15 protein-coding genes are annotated in these 17,043 nt (G+C 52.2%); 4 read left to right on the top strand and 11 right to left on the bottom strand.

Annotated features, from left to right (window positions below; all coding sequences use genetic code 11):
• The first annotated feature begins 7 nt into the window (after positions 1–7).
• From ppc to EYZ66_RS09120, 4 genes are all read left to right on the top strand, one after another.
• Complete coding sequence (gene ppc / locus EYZ66_RS09105; protein WP_009576230.1) at positions 8–2,629, top strand: phosphoenolpyruvate carboxylase; 2,622 nt, start codon at positions 8–10, stop codon at positions 2,627–2,629.
• Complete coding sequence (gene udk, locus EYZ66_RS09110; protein ID WP_009576231.1) at positions 2,629–3,249, top strand: uridine kinase; 621 nt, start codon at positions 2,629–2,631, stop codon at positions 3,247–3,249. Before ppc ends, udk begins: the two co-directional genes overlap by 1 nt.
• A gap of 176 nt (positions 3,250–3,425) precedes the next feature.
• Positions 3,426–4,196 carry a crotonase/enoyl-CoA hydratase family protein gene (locus EYZ66_RS09115; protein WP_009576232.1) on the top strand — a complete coding sequence of 257 codons (771 nt, stop codon included), beginning with the start codon at positions 3,426–3,428 and terminating at the stop codon, positions 4,194–4,196.
• Positions 4,197–4,206: 10 nt separating this feature from the next.
• Positions 4,207–5,439 (top strand): acetyl-CoA C-acetyltransferase, encoded by a 1,233-nt coding sequence (locus tag EYZ66_RS09120; protein WP_009576233.1) that lies wholly within the window; start codon positions 4,207–4,209, stop codon positions 5,437–5,439.
• Positions 5,440–5,513: 74 nt separating this feature from the next.
• Here EYZ66_RS09120 and EYZ66_RS09125 read toward each other — a convergent pair whose 3' ends face one another.
• The 11 genes from EYZ66_RS09125 to EYZ66_RS09175 form a co-directional block, all read right to left on the bottom strand.
• Complete coding sequence (locus EYZ66_RS09125; protein WP_040816834.1) at positions 5,514–6,500, bottom strand: DUF2889 domain-containing protein; 987 nt, start codon at positions 6,498–6,500, stop codon at positions 5,514–5,516.
• Positions 6,497–6,961 carry an acyl-CoA thioesterase gene (locus EYZ66_RS09130; RefSeq protein WP_158027009.1) on the bottom strand — a complete coding sequence of 155 codons (465 nt, stop codon included), beginning with the start codon at positions 6,959–6,961 and terminating at the stop codon, positions 6,497–6,499. The genes EYZ66_RS09125 and EYZ66_RS09130 overlap by 4 nt, the downstream gene beginning before the upstream one ends.
• A gap of 1 nt (position 6,962) precedes the next feature.
• Positions 6,963–7,409 carry a PaaI family thioesterase gene (locus EYZ66_RS09135; protein ID WP_009576237.1) on the bottom strand — a complete coding sequence of 149 codons (447 nt, stop codon included), beginning with the start codon at positions 7,407–7,409 and terminating at the stop codon, positions 6,963–6,965.
• A gap of 77 nt (positions 7,410–7,486) precedes the next feature.
• A complete protein-coding gene (locus tag EYZ66_RS09140; protein WP_009576238.1) occupies positions 7,487–9,016 on the bottom strand; it encodes an acetyl-CoA acetyltransferase in 1,530 nt (509 codons plus the stop codon).
• Positions 9,017–9,317: 301 nt separating this feature from the next.
• A complete protein-coding gene (locus EYZ66_RS09145; RefSeq protein ID WP_009576240.1) occupies positions 9,318–10,274 on the bottom strand; it encodes a 5-oxoprolinase subunit C family protein in 957 nt (318 codons plus the stop codon).
• 412 nt (positions 10,275–10,686) lie between these two features.
• Positions 10,687–13,275 carry a TonB-dependent receptor gene (locus EYZ66_RS09150; RefSeq protein ID WP_009576241.1) on the bottom strand — a complete coding sequence of 863 codons (2,589 nt, stop codon included), beginning with the start codon at positions 13,273–13,275 and terminating at the stop codon, positions 10,687–10,689.
• Between the two features lie 117 nt (positions 13,276–13,392).
• Positions 13,393–14,046 (bottom strand): 5-oxoprolinase subunit B family protein, encoded by a 654-nt coding sequence (locus tag EYZ66_RS09155; protein WP_009576242.1) that lies wholly within the window; start codon positions 14,044–14,046, stop codon positions 13,393–13,395.
• Positions 14,034–15,368 (bottom strand): ATP-binding protein, encoded by a 1,335-nt coding sequence (locus EYZ66_RS09160; RefSeq protein ID WP_083814385.1) that lies wholly within the window; start codon positions 15,366–15,368, stop codon positions 14,034–14,036. The genes EYZ66_RS09155 and EYZ66_RS09160 overlap by 13 nt, the downstream gene beginning before the upstream one ends.
• Entirely contained in the window at positions 15,365–16,051 is a 687-nt protein-coding gene (locus tag EYZ66_RS09165) for a response regulator transcription factor (protein ID WP_009576244.1), read from the bottom strand. Before EYZ66_RS09165 ends, EYZ66_RS09160 begins: the two co-directional genes overlap by 4 nt.
• 3 nt (positions 16,052–16,054) lie before the next feature.
• Positions 16,055–16,369 carry a hypothetical protein gene (locus EYZ66_RS09170; protein WP_009576245.1) on the bottom strand — a complete coding sequence of 105 codons (315 nt, stop codon included), beginning with the start codon at positions 16,367–16,369 and terminating at the stop codon, positions 16,055–16,057.
• 34 nt (positions 16,370–16,403) lie between these two features.
• A complete protein-coding gene (locus EYZ66_RS09175; RefSeq protein WP_009576246.1) occupies positions 16,404–16,961 on the bottom strand; it encodes a glycine zipper 2TM domain-containing protein in 558 nt (185 codons plus the stop codon).
• Between the last annotated feature and the right edge of the window lie 82 nt (positions 16,962–17,043).

Consider the following 17,043-nt stretch of genomic DNA (forward strand, 5'->3'; position numbering starts at 1 on the left):
TCAGTTTATGTCGCCAGCAAACACCTCATCAAATACCGAATCACTTCGTAAACATGTAAAATTGCTGGGGCGTTTGCTGGGAGAAATTATCTCCGAGGCGGAAGGAGAGGCCTTTTACGAAACGGTCGAAGCCATTCGGCGCTTATCAAAATCCGCGCGCGCAAAAAACGACTTTGAAGATCTTCAGCATCTCTTGTCGCCCATTTCTAACGAAAAAGCCTTGGGCGTTGCACGTGCGTTTGGTCAATTTCTGACTCTCGCGAATATCGCCGACCAACACCACTCAACCAGCCATGACTTCGGCCAAAATCCTGCGGCGATACTGCGCGAAGCGGCGAGCAAATTGCAAAATATCGATGCCAGGCAGCAAGTGCTAGAGGACGCTCTCGACAATCTGAAGATCGATTTGGTCTTGACTGCTCACCCTACCGAAATTATTCGGCGCACGATGATTAATAAGTACGCTGAAATCGATCAGTGCTTGGGCATGCTAGAGCATGAAGACACTCCGAGTAAGCAAGTCAAAATTGTCGCCCGTTTGCGCTCGTTAATCACTCAAATTTGGTACAGCCGTGATTTCCGCGTGAATCGCCCCTCGCCAATCGACGAGGCTAAAGGGGGTTATGCAGTCGTTGAACGCAGTCTGTGGCAAGCCGTTCCAGACTTCTTACGAGAGCTCGACCTGATGCGTGAACAGCTCAATTTACCTGAAGCCAAGCTTGATTGGACGCCGGTAAAGTTTTCCAGCTGGATGGGCGGCGACCGTGACGGCAACCCCAATGTCACGGCAGCCATCACGCAAGAAACACTGCTTTTAAGTCAGTGGCAAGCCGCCGATTTACTCAGCCACGACTTAAATACCTTAATCGAGGAACTCTCAGTTACCGAGTGTAATCAAAGTGTGCGCGATCACGTGGGCGACGCACACGAGCCATATCGCAGCCTATTGCGGCCTTTGCGCGATCTGTTGGAAAAACAGAGAACTGCCTTGATGCACGCGATCAAAGATGACAAAGCGGCACCAATCCCCCTCACTAAAGCACAGGTCTTGGCACCGCTCGAACTCACTTACACTTCGCTGCACGAGTGCGGCATGAGCATCATCGCAAAAGGCTTGCTGCTGGATGTCATTCGACGAGTTCACGCGTTCGGCCCGCACTTGGTCACGTTAGACATTCGGCAAGAATCGGGGCGTCATAGCCAAGCCATAGCCGAAATTGTGGCGGCGCTCGGCCTGGGAGACTATCACCAATGGACCGAATCTGAACGCTGCGAATTCCTGCTAAAGGAGCTAAACAATCCGCGTCCTTTACTTCCTCGCTCATTCACTGGAAGCAATGAAGTCAACGAAGTGTTGCAGACGACGCGAGTCATCGCGAGTCACCCGCGCGAGGCCTTCGGCGCCTATGTGATCTCGATGGCCTCCTCCGCGTCTGACGTGTTAAGCGTATACCTGCTGATGAAAGAGGCTGGGTGCCAAAGTATGCTACCCGTCGCGCCTTTATTCGAAACGCTCAGCGATCTCCAAAACGCCCAGAGCGTTGTGCAACAACTCTTCGAGCTCGAAGGGTTTTGTGATTACATCAAACATTACATGATGGTTATGATCGGATATTCCGACTCGGCAAAAGATGCTGGCGTTCTCGCTGCCTCTTGGGCTCAGTATCAGGCGCAAGAAGCGCTCATTAAAACCTGTCAAGCCAAAGGGGTAGCACTAACCTTATTCCATGGCCGAGGTGGCACAATAGGGCGAGGTGGAGCTCCCGCCCAAGCCGCTCTTTTGTCGCAACCACCCGGTTCATTAGCACAGGGACTGCGCGTCACCGAGCAAGGTGAGATGATCCGAACCAAACTAGGCCTACCTGCGCTTGCAGGTAACACCCTTGCTCTTTACAGCAGTGCAATTTTGCAGGCAAACGTTTCACCACCACCAAAACCCAAGCAAGAATGGCGAGAGCTGATGCACGGGCTTGCGGACGCATCTTGCCAGCACTACCGTGACTACGTGCGCCACAACCCAGACTTCTTGGTGTACTTTCGAGAAGCCACCCCAGAACAAGAGCTGGCAAATTTGCCGCTGGGATCGCGGCCAGCGCGACGCCGTTCGGGCGGTGGCATAGAAACTCTGCGCGCTATTCCCTGGATTTTTGCTTGGTCACAAAACCGTTTGTTGCTGCCCGCCTGGCTCGGCGCCGGTCAGGCGCTTGCTGAGGCAATTAAGGACTCTAACCATCAATCTGTCATTCAACAAATGATCGCCGACTGGCCTTTCTTTAGAACGCGCATCTCGATGCTTGAAATGGTATTTGCCAAAGCTGACCTGCTGATCGCCGAATACTACGACGACACCTTGGTCAGTGCGGACTATTTGCCGCTAGGTATTGCGTTGAGGCAACAACTTCAGCAAGATGCGACCACTGTGCTGGACTTGCTCAATCAAGACCAGCTGCTCCAACACGATGAGTGGGGTAAAGAATCGATTCGCTTGCGTAACATATACACGGCTCCGCTCAATTTACTTCAAGCAGAGCTTCTGCGTCGCGAGCGAAATCAGAACGACACCTTAGTAGAGCAAGCCATCATGGTCAGCATTGCGGGTGTCGCGGCGGGAATGAGGAACACAGGCTAGTGGCATTTGTAGTAGGGATTGCGGGCGGCTCATGCAGCGGAAAGACGACACTCGCTCGAGCGCTGACGGAGTACTACCAGGCTAAGCAGGGTGTCAATGCAACACTGCTGATGCAGGATTCTTACTACGCAGATCTCACGGGCATGACAAAAGCAGAGCGTGATAGAGTCAACTTTGATCACCCGTCGGCCCTTGATTTCGATTTGATGCGCGATCAGCTAGCACTGCTCAGAGCTGGCGATACCATCCAGTGCCCGGTTTATGACTTCGCTCAACACCAACGCTGTGTGCAAACCGAACCGATTCACTCGGCAGATATCGTCATTGTTGAGGGCACTCTAGTGCTCGAGCAATCAATATTGCACCCTCTGCTGGATCTCCGTGTATTCGTGCACGCCGACGAAGCACTGCGCCTCGCGCGGCGTATAGAGCGTGATGTGGAGCATCGAGGCCGCACCCAAGCGTTTGCTCACGCACAATTTAACGAAACTGTTGCCCCTATGCACAACGCATTTGTGGAACCCTCCCGCGCACACGCCAACATCCTAATCGACGGCAGTAAACCCACTGAGCAGGCCCTAGAAGAAGTCTTACAGCACATCCCCCCGCCTCTGCAATAAACACGCTACCAGCAGTCATTCAGTTCGTGCTCGCAGTCCTTTCGTAATTGTATGAACGAAGTTGCGAGTTGATTCAATCAGAATTGACTTGATTGCTCGGCCAAAATGAGTGAGCCTTAAACGTTGTTGTTAACACCGTATACATAACGCAAGCTTAAAAATAAGGAGAGTAGTTTATGTCTGAAGAAAGTCCCGTATTGGTGGATGTTGCCGATGGCATCATGGTCATCACCCTCAACCGACCCGCCGCAAAAAATGCGGTTAACAAAGCCCTAGCGGAAGGTGTCGCGGCAGCGATCGATCAACTCGAAAGCTCACCCGATATCCACGTTGCGATCTTAACAGGCGCCGGTGGCACATTCTGTTCAGGTATGGACCTAAAAGGTTTTGTTCGTGGTGAGACACCCATGATTGCAGGTCGCGGATTTGCAGGCCTGTGCGAGTATCGCTGCGCCAAACCTTTGATTGCAGCCGTTGAAGGCTATGCCTTGGCCGGTGGTTTCGAACTTGCTATCAGCTGCGACCTGATCGTTGCCTCAGATGCCTCTAAATTCGGTATTCCTGAAGTTAAGCGTGGCCTCGCAGCCGCCGCAGGTGGCTTAGTGAAATTGCCCAAGCAAATTCCTCAACGCATCGCCAAAGAGTGGGCGCTGACCGGTGATTTCGTGAGCGCCGGACGCGCGTACGAGCTGGGCCTCATTAACCAAGTCGTCGCAGCAGGAACGGCACTCGAGGGCGCCAAGGCCCTGGCTGCCAAGATCGCTGCCAATGGCCCGCTCGCGGTAGCCAAAAGTAAAGAAGTGGTCGACAACGCCCAAGACTGGACCAGCGACGTCATGTTCGCCAAGCAAAACGAAATCGTGCTGCCAGTCATGACCAGCGAAGATGCAATCGAAGGAGCCACTGCTTTCGCCGAAAAACGTGCACCCGTTTGGAAAGGTCGCTAAGGAGAATATCATGGCAGAAGCATGGATTATTGACGCCTGTCGCACTCCGCGCGGCATTGGTAAAAAAGGCAAAGGCGCTCTCGCGGACCAGCATCCTCAACATCTTGGTGCTACCGTATTGGCCGCTATTGCCGAACGCAATCAACTCAATACCGCAGAAGTTGACGACATCATTTTTGGCACCAGCTCACAGCGCGGTCAGCAAGGCGGCGATTTAGCCCGTATGGCAGCACTGGACGCCGGCTACGACACGCGCGCCTCTGGCGTAACGCTCGACCGCTTCTGTGGGTCTGGCATCACATCGGTCAACATGGCCGCGGCATCCATCATGAGTGGCTTTGAAGATTTAGTCATCGCTGGTGGTTGTGAGATGATGTCGACCTTCGGTTCAGATCCAACGCAATCGCCCTTTATCGACAGCGACAACCTGCGTTTGCGAGAGCGTCATCCCCAGCCCCATCAGGGAATTTGCGCGGACGTTATTGCCACCTTGGAAGGCATTGATCGTACCGCACTTGATGCGTTGGCAGTTGTCTCACAGCAGCGAGCAGATTACGCGATCAAGAATGGGCATTTCGCCAAAAGCTTGATCCCTGTCTATCGACCAGATGGTTCGCTAGCACTGGATCATGAAGAGTTCCCGCGTCCCAGCACAACGCTTGAATCGCTCTCTGCACTGCAACCGTCGTTTGCTCCAATGGCGGACTACCCGCTAAACGAGGCAGGCACGACCTATAAACAGTTGGTGCATCAGGCTTATCCTGGCTTAGATATCAAACACGTGCATCACGCAGGCAACTCTTCAGGCGTAGTCGACGGCGCTGCGGCTATTCTGATGGCCTCACCTGACTATGCGAAAGCTCACGGTATGAAACCTCGCGCCCGTATTGTTGCTATGGCGAATATGGGTGACTCACCCGAGCTTATGCTGAACGCCCCGGTTCCAGCCGCTAAAAAAGTACTGCAAAAGGCCGGCATGAAAATTTCGGATATCGATTTGTTTGAAATCAACGAAGCCTTCGCGATTGTTGCCGAGAAGTTTATTCGCGATTTAAATCTTGATCGCGACAAGGTAAACGTCAACGGTGGCGCCATGGCACTTGGCCACCCGATCGGTGCAACCGGTTCGATTCTAATCGGTACGATTCTGGATGAACTCGAGCGTCGCGACCTACAGTTTGGCTTGGTCACGATGTGTGCCGCCGGTGGTATGGCGCCCGCGATTATTATCGAACGCGTCTAAACCCTCGCGGGTAGGGCTCGTGAGAGCCTTACCCCATTCTTTCTTGCACTATTGAACACGACAATACTCGAGCGCTAACTCAGATAATTCGCCAAAACCGGCACTTCCGCCAGGCTTCTGACAGCGTCATTGAGATGGGTGCAGCCTTCGGTTCGCGCTAGGCGTTTTAGCACGGTTGTTCTTAGCTCCTTCACCGGGGTCCCAATCAGACGTTCAAGATTCGCGATCGCATTGGGGCACTCGGGGTAAGGCAGAATGTGCGGATCAGCGTCAAGACGCGCAAGAGTCCCGTTTGCCGCGTCGATATAGGCCTGCAAACAATACTCATGAACGGCCACGCGGGAGCCATCTGCCCGACTCGCTGTGTCCTGAAAATAGACTTCAGCTCGAGTGATGTTGCCCTCAGACCAGACGTCTATTCGACGCGCGCGCCGCATCGAGGTTTCACAGTATTCGGCCATTACAGGCCATCCATCAGGGTCTTCAGGGTTCACTAAAGACTTTACTACTGCACACCGTTCGCTGGTGGTACTGCCTAACTCACCCGATAATGAGGTCGAGCCCTCTGCAAAACCGAGACAAACGTTCATCATCGTTTGTCTTAAACTCGGATCTTCAACCACCTGAATATTAAAATCGTCCACATAGCCCGGACGTTGTGTAAACGCCCAACCCGCAATCAAACTGGCGCCAGACAAGTCATCGAGCAATAAATACAGTGGCGTACCCGCTTTGCGCTCGTCTGGAAAGCGCTCTTGCAAGACTGCACGCAAGTAAGCTCCGCCGGTGAATCCTGCGAGAGCACTTACATCGCAACGACGACAGCATGACTCAATAGACAATATCTTTCGATCCATGGTGACGCTCGCCGTGAAGTCGTCTTGCACCAGCACTTGTATCGGGTGGTCTTGCTCCGTGGTTAAAATGTCGCGCCCACAGCCTACAAACTGCATAGGGCGCTCTTCGCCATCCGGCCATGTCATATCAATGTGGGTGGTTCGCCTTACCGAATTGGGGCGGCGTAAAGGGCTGTGCCCATAAGGTGTGGGCAGCTGCTTCACTCTTGTACCTCAACACCCTCAAGATTCATTAAGAATTGACCAGCCGCCTGGCGCAATTCGTCGCTCATGGGCGAACTCTTGCCATTTTCACCATTGGCAATCGTCGATTGATTGACCGCTACGCAATCGCCCTGCTCATTAAACATCGCGCAACTCAGCGTATACGAACTTGACCCAATACGCATAACGCCGACGCCGATCGTGACATCCGATGGGTAATTCATTTCTGCTAAGTAGAATATGTGGGTCGCGACCAACATCAATCGATCTCGACGCTCAAAATGACTCAAGTTGTCTGATTTATGCAAGGCCAGATTAAAGCGTATTCTCGACTCTTCGAATAGCCGGGCAAAGGCGACATTGTTGATGTGCGCCAATACATCACAATCGCCATATCGGGTGCTGAGTTTTATAGTGAATGGATAGCGGACTAAATCGCATTGAAAGCTTTGATACCGCATATTACGCATCCCTTACCGACTCCTTACCTTTGCGGATTTCAGCCGATTTCATCACAGCGTCTGCATGCCCTACCACTTGCCCATCCACAACATAATCGCAAGTAGAAAACACCAGTTCGCGGCCCTCTTTTGTTACTTTAGCGCGTACTTCAAGCCACGCCCCTACTGGAACACTGGTATAAAAATTCATGTTAAAGCTAATATGAACGCTGAAGCGATTGATTCCTTTACGCATGCTGATCGCGTGCCCCGTAGCGATATCACCTAGGGTCATCAAAAAACCACCGTGTGCCATCGGCCCGCCGTTGCGATAGTCATCTAGCACCCAAGCACCAATATCAACACTATCGGCGTGTTCGCGGTAATACACCTCTAAATTATCGACGAATGGGACCGGCACCTCGAAAGCACAAGGGACAAAACCCTCGGGGACAAAACGTTTACTCATACACAAGAACTCACAACCAAAACGCTACTTTAGCAAGAGCGATCGTCAAACCCTACCGCATTACTTTGAACACACTGTCACACAATAGAGAATGTGTTGACCGGTTGACCCACGTTTACTGCGATCTGAGCGCCCAGAGCTAGTTCACCCATTCTTTGCATCACGTCAGGATCTGGTGATACGGCAATCGCCCGATGTCCTGTTGCCGCGCTTCGACCAATCGCAATGGCAACCTGGGGTTGATCGCCTCTGTAAATCACTGTGTAGGTTTCTAGGTTGTACTGACCAGCGGGTTCCAGATCCAGAGAAACAGATCCAATGGCATCAAGTTCAGTCTGTGCACGGCTGTTGCTGTTCTCAGGCCAACCGCAGGGCTCCGTCGAATAAATACCGACCGAGTGTTTTGACATGTACCCCCCATTAGCGCCCACTAGGGCAAAAGCTCCACGATCAGCACGAGCGCACGCTACCGCCTCAGCAATACCGTGCATCGAGTAGTTATTGCCGGGACCACCAAAATAGGGGAGCCCACCAGTAAGGGTATAAGGCACATCCCCATTAAGGGGCAATCCGAAATAATCCAGGGCGTTGAATACCGCGATTGGGAAGCAGCTATAACAATCGACGTAGCGCATGTCAGCAAAGGTCTTTCCAGCGGCAGCCAGTGCGACGTCGTAAGCACTGTGCATGGCAGGACTTACACCTAAATCGGGACGTTCCAACACAACCCTCTCAACGGTATCGGCGTAGCCATGGACATACACCCGCTTATCGTCAGCAATACCCAACGAATCGGCAAGCGCGCTTGACACTATAACCACCGCGGCACCCTGATTCACCCAGTCCCTTGCTACAACGCTTTTGGGATGCGGATCGCCCACCATACGATTGCGCTCGGTAATTGTGGCGATTTCGGTTGCGCTCAGGGTTTTTTGACTCATCGCATAAGGGTTGCTGGCCGCCACTTCTGTAAACGGCGCGAACAATGCTCCCATTTGCAAAGCGTAATCTTCGGAAGAAAGCCCCAGACTTAACCTTCGGGCTTGTTCGAGCAAGGGATAAACCGATACGGGCACAGCACCACCGTGGCGCTGTAGCTCGGTTTCAGTCATAAAATCGGTATTCATGCCGGGATCATTCACGGGGTAATCGCTGTGCTGAGTCCAATCCCAAGATTGCCCCTCCGCTTTTGCCTTGCGCATGGTGGCGATGGCCTCGGCACCACAAATGACCGCGGCGCGAATCTCGCCCGCAGCAATACGGGAACCAAAAATACCAACCCATTTCTGTGGTTCGTTACCACAGGCGCCCGAGTGGTTGACCTCAGCACCAGAAATGTTCAGTCGATCGGCAATACACCCCGCGAAATTATCGGGCCACCCAAAGGGTGCCAACACAGGCTGTACAGCCTTGGGAACAGAATCAGGAAAGGTGCGAATCACGGTCATAGCGTCAAGGTTGGAAACAATGTCGGCGCCCGCATTGGCTATGGCTAGCTCTACCGCTCTCGAAGCAAGTTCAACGGCTGTTAAGCCATCGTAATCTGTGGCATCCAAACGTTCCACAATTTGCCCAACACCCACAATAACTGGCGTACTGTTCCGCATGTCTATCCCTCAATGAATCGTCGTGCCCTAGTGTATCGAAATTAGCCACGTTGAGGAGGTCAGTAACGAACAGATGAAGCGTTTCAGCAAAAAAAACGCCGGTTAACAAACCGGCGCAAGTAATGTGTACTGGATGGAACACGGTGATAAAAGCAAACACCGTGCCACAATCCACAAAACGAGTGAAACCTCAGTCGAAGTCGACAATTTCCCGATAAAAGTAACTCGATACCCGCAATGACCCCGGTCAAGACGCACCAAGAACTGGCTTGACGCACCAAAATAGACAGCTCGCAGATTGCTAAATGGAATCAACGATCGCGTCTTGATATAACTTAGCAGCCCGAGCCTCCGCCAAACTGACGGGCACCAAACACACCGATTGACCAGGACGGCATTGCGCCAAAGTCGGCAAGTCGGCGTCGATAACCTTGGCAAATCGGGCGAAACCACCGGTCGACTGACGGTCCGCCATCAAAACGGTCGGGCGTCCGTGACGCGGAATTTGAATCATACCAAAAGTCGTAAACGATGAAATGATATCAGGCCCCAAGGCGCCATGAATCGGCCCGTCATAATGTTTGCAATCTAGTGTGATGCCCTGACGATTACTGTCTGAGCTTATCTGAAACTGAAGCTGATCCAGTGCGGCGACAAACCGTGAATGAAAATGGTCACTGTCTGGGCCTAGCAGCACACGCAGGGGAATGACCTCTTGGTCGCGGTGATACACCTCACGATATCGATTGGCAGACAGTTTTTTCATGGCCGGGGTCTCGTCACCCACGCCCGTATTGAACCGAAGAAAATCGCCTTTTTTTAATGCTCGTCCATCAAGTCCGCCAAATTCCGCGGCCAAGTCCGTACTTGCGCTTCCTAACACGGGTGTCACGGCCCAGCCACCCGAGACGGCCAAATAAGCACGCACACCCCAAGCCATGCCACCAATAGTCAGCGTGGCGCCAGGCTCAAGCCACAGTGTTTGCCACATGGATAGGCGTTGCCCATTAACGCGACACTCGGCGTCTGCGCCAGTCATCGCTACAATTGCCGGCCCACTAAACGTTACAGTATCGCCCAAGAGCGTGTATTCAATAACAGCACAGTCATCTGTGTTGCCAACAAGACGATTAGCGACGCGCGATGCAAAGGTATCCATGGCACCGCAGACTCTGACGCCTTGGTGCTGGTGCCCCACACGCCCTAAGTCTTGAAACGTCGATAAAGGACCGGATTTTTGTATTTCGACAACTGTCATTAATCGCTCACGGCACCTCAACGGGGAGATTCAAACCAATCTAGATAACACTTCGTTCTAAGCCCAAATAGTTTCAGGTGGTTTATATTAACAACCAACGCCGCGACATCGCACGTTTAAACCCCTTGCCATGTCAGTCAGCTCGCAGCGTCAATAACCCGAGCAGCTGACTTACGAGATTATGTCGAATAGATTGTGTGATTTAAAGACATGGCCGTCCAATCATGAGCAAGCGACTACCACCACCCTAGTCACCTACAAAAAAGGAGAGCAACCCAGTACACGGTGATTCGACCACCCCCGCCCTTACTCCTCTGTTCGCACAATTATCCCAAGTTGCGGAATTTAGCAGACGAAAGCACAACGAAAAAAGCCCTGCAGAGCAGGACTTTCGGAGCTATCTGTAGCGACTCTAGAACTGGTAACTCACTTGGATACCATAGGCTTCGCCTGGCGTCATGTATGTGCCTTGCGAGCCCTGTGCAAGTGGAATACTGAATCCACCCTGCGCGTACAGCTCATCGGTAATGTTACGCCCATATGCCATGATCATCCAGTTCTCAGCACGCAAACCAGTTCGGAAGTTAAGCAATCCGTAACCGCTTTGCACCTGCAATGGATCTAAATCACCGGTCAGGAAGTAATCGTCCGTAAAGTTGTAATCCAAGGACGAAAACCACGCCACATCGTTGGACAACGGCTGAATGTACTCTACCTGCACCGATCCATTATACTCGGTACCAATTTGACCGCCTTTTAGATCCTGGCTAGCACCAGACGGTGTCCCATCACCCAAAAACTTTTGCTGGCACCCGAACGCCGAGGTTTGAGGATCATCGGGTCCTTGGATGTTCAGCGCGTTCAGTGCATTTTGCTGGAACTGTGTACAACCTGCATCAGGGAAAGAGCCATACTCGCCGTCATTCAGAGCGAACGCCAAAGCGACACGTAATTTCTCTGTCACTTGGTAGTTGAGATCAACCTCTAAGCCCTGAATCTCGGCAGTTGCGGCATTTGCAACAACGAACCCCAAGCCAACAAAGGTCGACACCTGCAGATCTTCATACTCGGCGGAGTAAACGCTCCAGTTAAGCTGCATCGCACCATCCAGCAAAGTGTGCTTGCCGCCGATTTCTATCGATGATGCCGTTTCGTCGTCGTACTCAAAACCAACGCCAGGCTCATTTCTCAAGATTGTTCCATCGGCTTGAAAAACTGGATTTTGGTCGTCCACCGAGTTAAAGCCGCCGCTCTTGAACCCCTCTGCATAACTAACATAGTAGTTAGTACTGTCGTTGGGTTCGTATTGCAGTGTGATCGCGGGCGTCACTTGGCTGGTAGAGCGTGACTCATCGAACGCGTGTGCATACGTATCAAATACCACGCCCATTAAACCGTGAAATAAGGGGTTGGCCTCAGGAGCGATGGGGTTCCCCAGCCCGGTCGCGCCAGTACTTACATCGGTTCTTGCGATGACATCTTTATCTTCCTCAGTGTAGCGTATACCCGCGGTCAGACTGAGTTGATCGTTGAAGCGATAGGTTCCTTGGAAAAAAGCCGCCCACGATTGAGTGTCTTGTTCCCAATGCGACAGGCGACCCGTGGCACTGAACATAGACAGACCCTCGACACCCCGCGGTACCAATCCACCGGTAAAGAAATCTAACTGTGCTTGCGTATAATTTAAGAACGTGGGTAAACCCAGAGCTGGATTACCGCCGCCTGTAATCGCCCTCATGACGTCGGGGTATCCAAGCGAGCCATCGATCGCTACGATTCTATCAATCTTCTGGGTGCTGTCCACCACATTCACGCCGCCTACCCAATCAAAGGAGCCGCCTGCGCTACCTGCCAAGCGAAGCTCATGGCTTTCTTGGTCATACTCCGAATCGTCTGCGCGACCAATAAACTGCACCGGCAAGAAATCGGCGTCGATGCCATCCTCAAACTTGTAGTACGAATCACCGTAGACGTAGTTCAGTGTTAGACCGTTGCCAAACTCATGTTCGATATTTAATGACCACTCCTCGTTCTGCGTATCGGTGCCCTCATCACGCTCGAGCGGTCCACCATACGCCGTGCCTCCGGATAAAATGTCGCCGCCTAAAGTTTTTGCATCGCGAAACATGTCGGTCTGGCTGCCGCTAAAAGTAGGGAATACTATCCCCATCATCGTGTACATCGCCAAGTCTGCATCTGGCGTGCCGGCAGGATCAAGCATCCCAAATACTTTAACCGCTGCAGGACCGCCAATCCGCACGTAATCAGATTCGGTGTATTTTAAATCAACCTCCGTGCTCTCTGCCGGCTGCCACTTAGCGCTTAGGCGCCAAATTTGCTCATCTGTAGTGGGCCCATCCGGGGTGGACCCGTTGTCTGCAGAGGCCAGACTGTTATCCAAGTAACCATCAAGCTGTCGGTCTTTTACAGCAAAACGAAGCGCGAAGTTATCGGTAATACTGGTTTGTACCCAACCCTCGTAAATACGCCCATCAAAACTCTCGGAGCTTATGGCGATACGGCCTTCAAGGTCACCGCCAAGAACGGGAGAGGCACTGGTAACGTTAATCGCACCAGCCAGTGTGTTCTTCCCAAATAGAATTCCTTGGGGACCACGCAACACCTCCACTCGCTCTAGATCAAATAATCCCAAGCGGGTTTGACGGCTTTTTCCGAGGTGAACGCCGTCTACAAACACACCTACAGACTGCTCAAAGGACTGCTGTGCACCAACACCAATACCGCGCATACTGATAATCGTGTTAACAGCATTTTCGCTGATACTGAGGTTTGGCACATATGCGCCTAGCTCTCTAAAGCTTGCAATCCCAGCGTCTTCAATCAACTCGCCGCTGATCGCTGACATAGAGATTGGAACGTCACTCAAGGTCTGCTCACGCTTCTGAGCAGTTACAACAACCTCCTCGAGCTTTTGGGCGACAGCCATTTGGCTAGTCGCGGCTAATGCGAGAATACTTGTGGCAATAAGGGTTTTTTTCACGATGTGACTCCTTCGTTATAATTATGTGGGGCAGACCAACATTAACCAGCTTTTTGTCCGCTGACAATACCAAATTTTTGCGAAAGGGCAGTTTTTTACACTTTCATTGCAAGTGCGTTACTCAACTTTAAGCAATCGAACTCGATCACCGATTTGAAACAAACCGTGCGGCTCCCGCTCAAGGTCAAAAATCGAGGGCTTAGTGACACCCAGACGCCACCAGCCGGTCAGTGTTTGGTTAGGCAAGAATCCCGCCTGCTGACCACCAATCGCGAAGGTACCGGGCACTGCAGTGGCTAAGTTTTGACGACGAGAGAGGCGCAGCTGCTCTGACAAACCCGCCAAGTAGGGCATCCCCGGCAAAAAGCCAATCATGGCAACTGTAAACTCCGTGGCTAAGAGCTTTGCAATGGTGGCATCGATCGACAGTCCTATCTGCTGCGAGTAAGACTGCAGGTCGAAGGCGTCATCGTCTAAGTGCGCAAATCGCACAGGCATTTCTATGAGTCGACCGGGGGCTAGTTGTCCCTCCTGAGTCGACGAAGATATCAACATTCGCCACTCCTCGCCCCTCCAAAGCAGCGCATCGCCTCTAGGACGAATAGCAAGATCTGTGTAGGTTGGGATGCACTCGCAGACGAAATCCAGGGCCTGCATACTGACATACGCCTGTCGCACGCGCTCGGTGGTCTCATCGCAAATAGCATGGCCAAAGCGCAATAAAACCCAATCTTCGCCCAAACGTTTAAACTCAAGCTTTAAGTCAGCCACAAAGCCACCTGCGCACCGCCCAACTCAGACTCCGTAATCTCCACTCGACCCCCGTAGCTCGACACAATATCGACGGTTAGAGCTAACCCCAACCCTTGCCCTGGTTGGCGACGGTCCGCCCGCTCGCCCCGTTCCAATAACAAGGACCGCAAATCAGGAGAAATACCGTCGCCGTCGTCGCTGACTAGGATCACCTTGTTAACACCCTCAGTCGTCATACTTACGACCACTCGGGAGCGACAGTACTTACAGGCGTTATCCATGACATTGCCCAGCAGTTCCAACAAGTCACGCTCATCCATACGAACTGCGACATCGCCCACCTGCACATCAATACTTAAATCCCTATCACTGTAGACTCTTAGCAGAGTCGCACGCAAGCGCTCCACCACTGCGACTAATGCCGTCTTAGATAGGACATTCCGAGCGCCACCGACTGCACGCTGAAGCTGCCACTGCACCATTTCATCCATACGACTGACTTGCTCGTGCAGCTCCGAGGCAAGCGTTTGGTCTTGTGTTTGCAAACTCTTTAATACCGCGAGAGGGGTTTTTAAAGAATGCGCCAAATCACCCAACGTTTTACGAATACGATCGCGACGATCTTGCTCGCCTCGCAACAAAATATTCAAATTTTCACTCAGTGGTCCAAGTTCTGTCGGCCACTCACCACTAAGCTCGGCTCGAATACCCTGTTCAATCTCCTGAACTTGCTTTCCGAGTTGTTTCAGTGGCCGAGTACTCCACAGAATAACCATCGATTGGACGCTGAGAACAACGATGAAGAGTAAGCCAGCAATAACCCTTACCTGTTCGCGCATTTGTTGTAACCCTGCAATCAGGTCTTGAGTAGATTCGGCTACAAAAAATCGCGTTTGACGCGTTGCACCGGATGGGGTGTCCCAAAGCACTCGGTAATGAGCGACATGCAGGGCTACATCGGGATTAATGGCAAAACTAAACTCACCGGGCTCTCGATCTAATTGTTTCACACTGCCAAGCATTGATGCCGACAATGGGCTGGGTGTCGACACAGACATCCACGCCGTATCGCCAGCTTCGTCTAGCGCCCAAGCCATCAAGCCGGATCCCTGCTCCTCATAACGCGCATCCAATAAATTTATCGGCATCGATAACGTCGAACCAAACTCTGCCTGCGCCAACAAGTTGTAGAGATGAAGCTTCAAACGTTCAGCCTGCTCGGCGTAGGCTCGATGCTCGGCTTGACGCTCAAATAGGTAGACTCCGCCAAGCAAAATCAGTATCAACAGGGCTGAACTGCTCGCCAGCGCTCGCGCTAACATCGATTTCGGCCATCTCATTGGCCTTTGCTCTCAAGCGCAAAACGGTAGCCCGATCCACGAACTGTTTCGATAACCACGTCAGGCATTGCCGACGCGAATTTTTTGCGTAACCTACCAACCAAGACCTCTAGTACATTACTTTCGCGGTCTTCATCTGCATCGTACAAATGCTCAGCCAAGTCAGCTTTTGACCGAACCGCACCCGGCGACTGGGCCAGTAGGGCGAGAAGATTAAACTCGAACGAGGTGAGCGAGAGTTCTTGCTTACCGACCCACACCCGCCTGGCATCGAAATTAATCGTGACCCCACCCACAAAATCCGAACGTTCCGTGGCGCGACCTCCCACTCGCCGCAATGCTACTTTGATGCGAGCCACAACCTCCTCTACTCGGAAAGGCTTGGTCACGTAGTCGTCGGCGCCCGCTTCCAGCCCGGACACTTTATCCTGCCAATCGGCTCGAGCAGTCAAAATAATTATCGGCAGATCTAGCCCTTGGTCGCGCCAGCGGCGTACCAATGCTAACCCCTCACCGTCTGGCAAACCCAAGTCTAAGAGGATAAGGTCGCATGGATAATTGTCGACACTGTACTGCGCCTCTGTAGCGCTACCAGCCTCCACACAGGCGAAACTTGATTGATGCAAAGACTTAACTAAACCCTCGCGTAAACGCGGCTCGTCTTCTACGACTAAGACCCGCACAAGTCAAAGCTCAACAAAAACAGTTTTAAGGCGACCTTCAGGCAGCAGCAATCGAACCTTGTAACCGCCTTCAACCGCGGCAACCCCCAACGCTTTGCCACCGTGCTGTTCGACAGCTTTCGCAACAGCGGCCTTTTCTTTATTGGCGATTTTAGGAGCAATCAAACTGCGCTGAGGAGTCGGCACCAAGACTCTCGCACCCGATGGAACGGAGCTTTGCTCTGCTTGGTAACGAGACCACGCGAGGCATTGGGGCGCAACGGTCGTGAGCAGAAAGGAGGCAAACAGAACACCCATAAGGCAACGACTGGCTGACATTACTTACCTCCTGATCAAACTCGCAATAACAGTTCTAGTGCAAAGGTGTCACGGATACCTCAATCGGCATTGTAGCACCAGGATGCGAGTCTGTGATGGTTTCGTACACGCTACCGTTGTACTCGTAGCGAACTCGATAACCCGTGACTTGCTGATATTCACGAATTCGATAATCCGTATCACACACCTCTCGGGTTCGATATTTTGGGCTCGAATGATGATTTGAGCTACGATATATATCGCGACCAATGGAACCACCCAATAGCGCACTCGCGCCAATAATGAGCGATTTACGCTTACTATTACGCCCAATCTCGCTACCAATTGCGCCACCAATCAAACCACCGGTTAGCACCGGTGTCATGCTATCTGACCAGCTAGAACTTGGGACTACGACACGCTGCACGTGGCAACTCTCAAAGGGAATGCGCTCCTCTACCCGCTCTACGATCTTAGTGACGTCGGTAATAGGTGCCTCAATAATCTGAGACCCAGCGACTGCGATATTTGCGCAAACCGATACCATTGCGGCGGACGCCATCCAACGTGAGTACCGCAACATACGAGAATTAATTGGGTTGTTTAGGTTCATAGTCACGCCCTCCTGTGGCTGTGTAGTCTCAGATTATCGTGACCAAGCTGAACGGGTGCTGAACGTGAAATATTTGTGACCG

Source organism: Aequoribacter fuscus (assembly GCF_009910365.1).
Classification (GTDB): domain Bacteria; phylum Pseudomonadota; class Gammaproteobacteria; order Pseudomonadales; family Halieaceae; genus Aequoribacter; species Aequoribacter fuscus.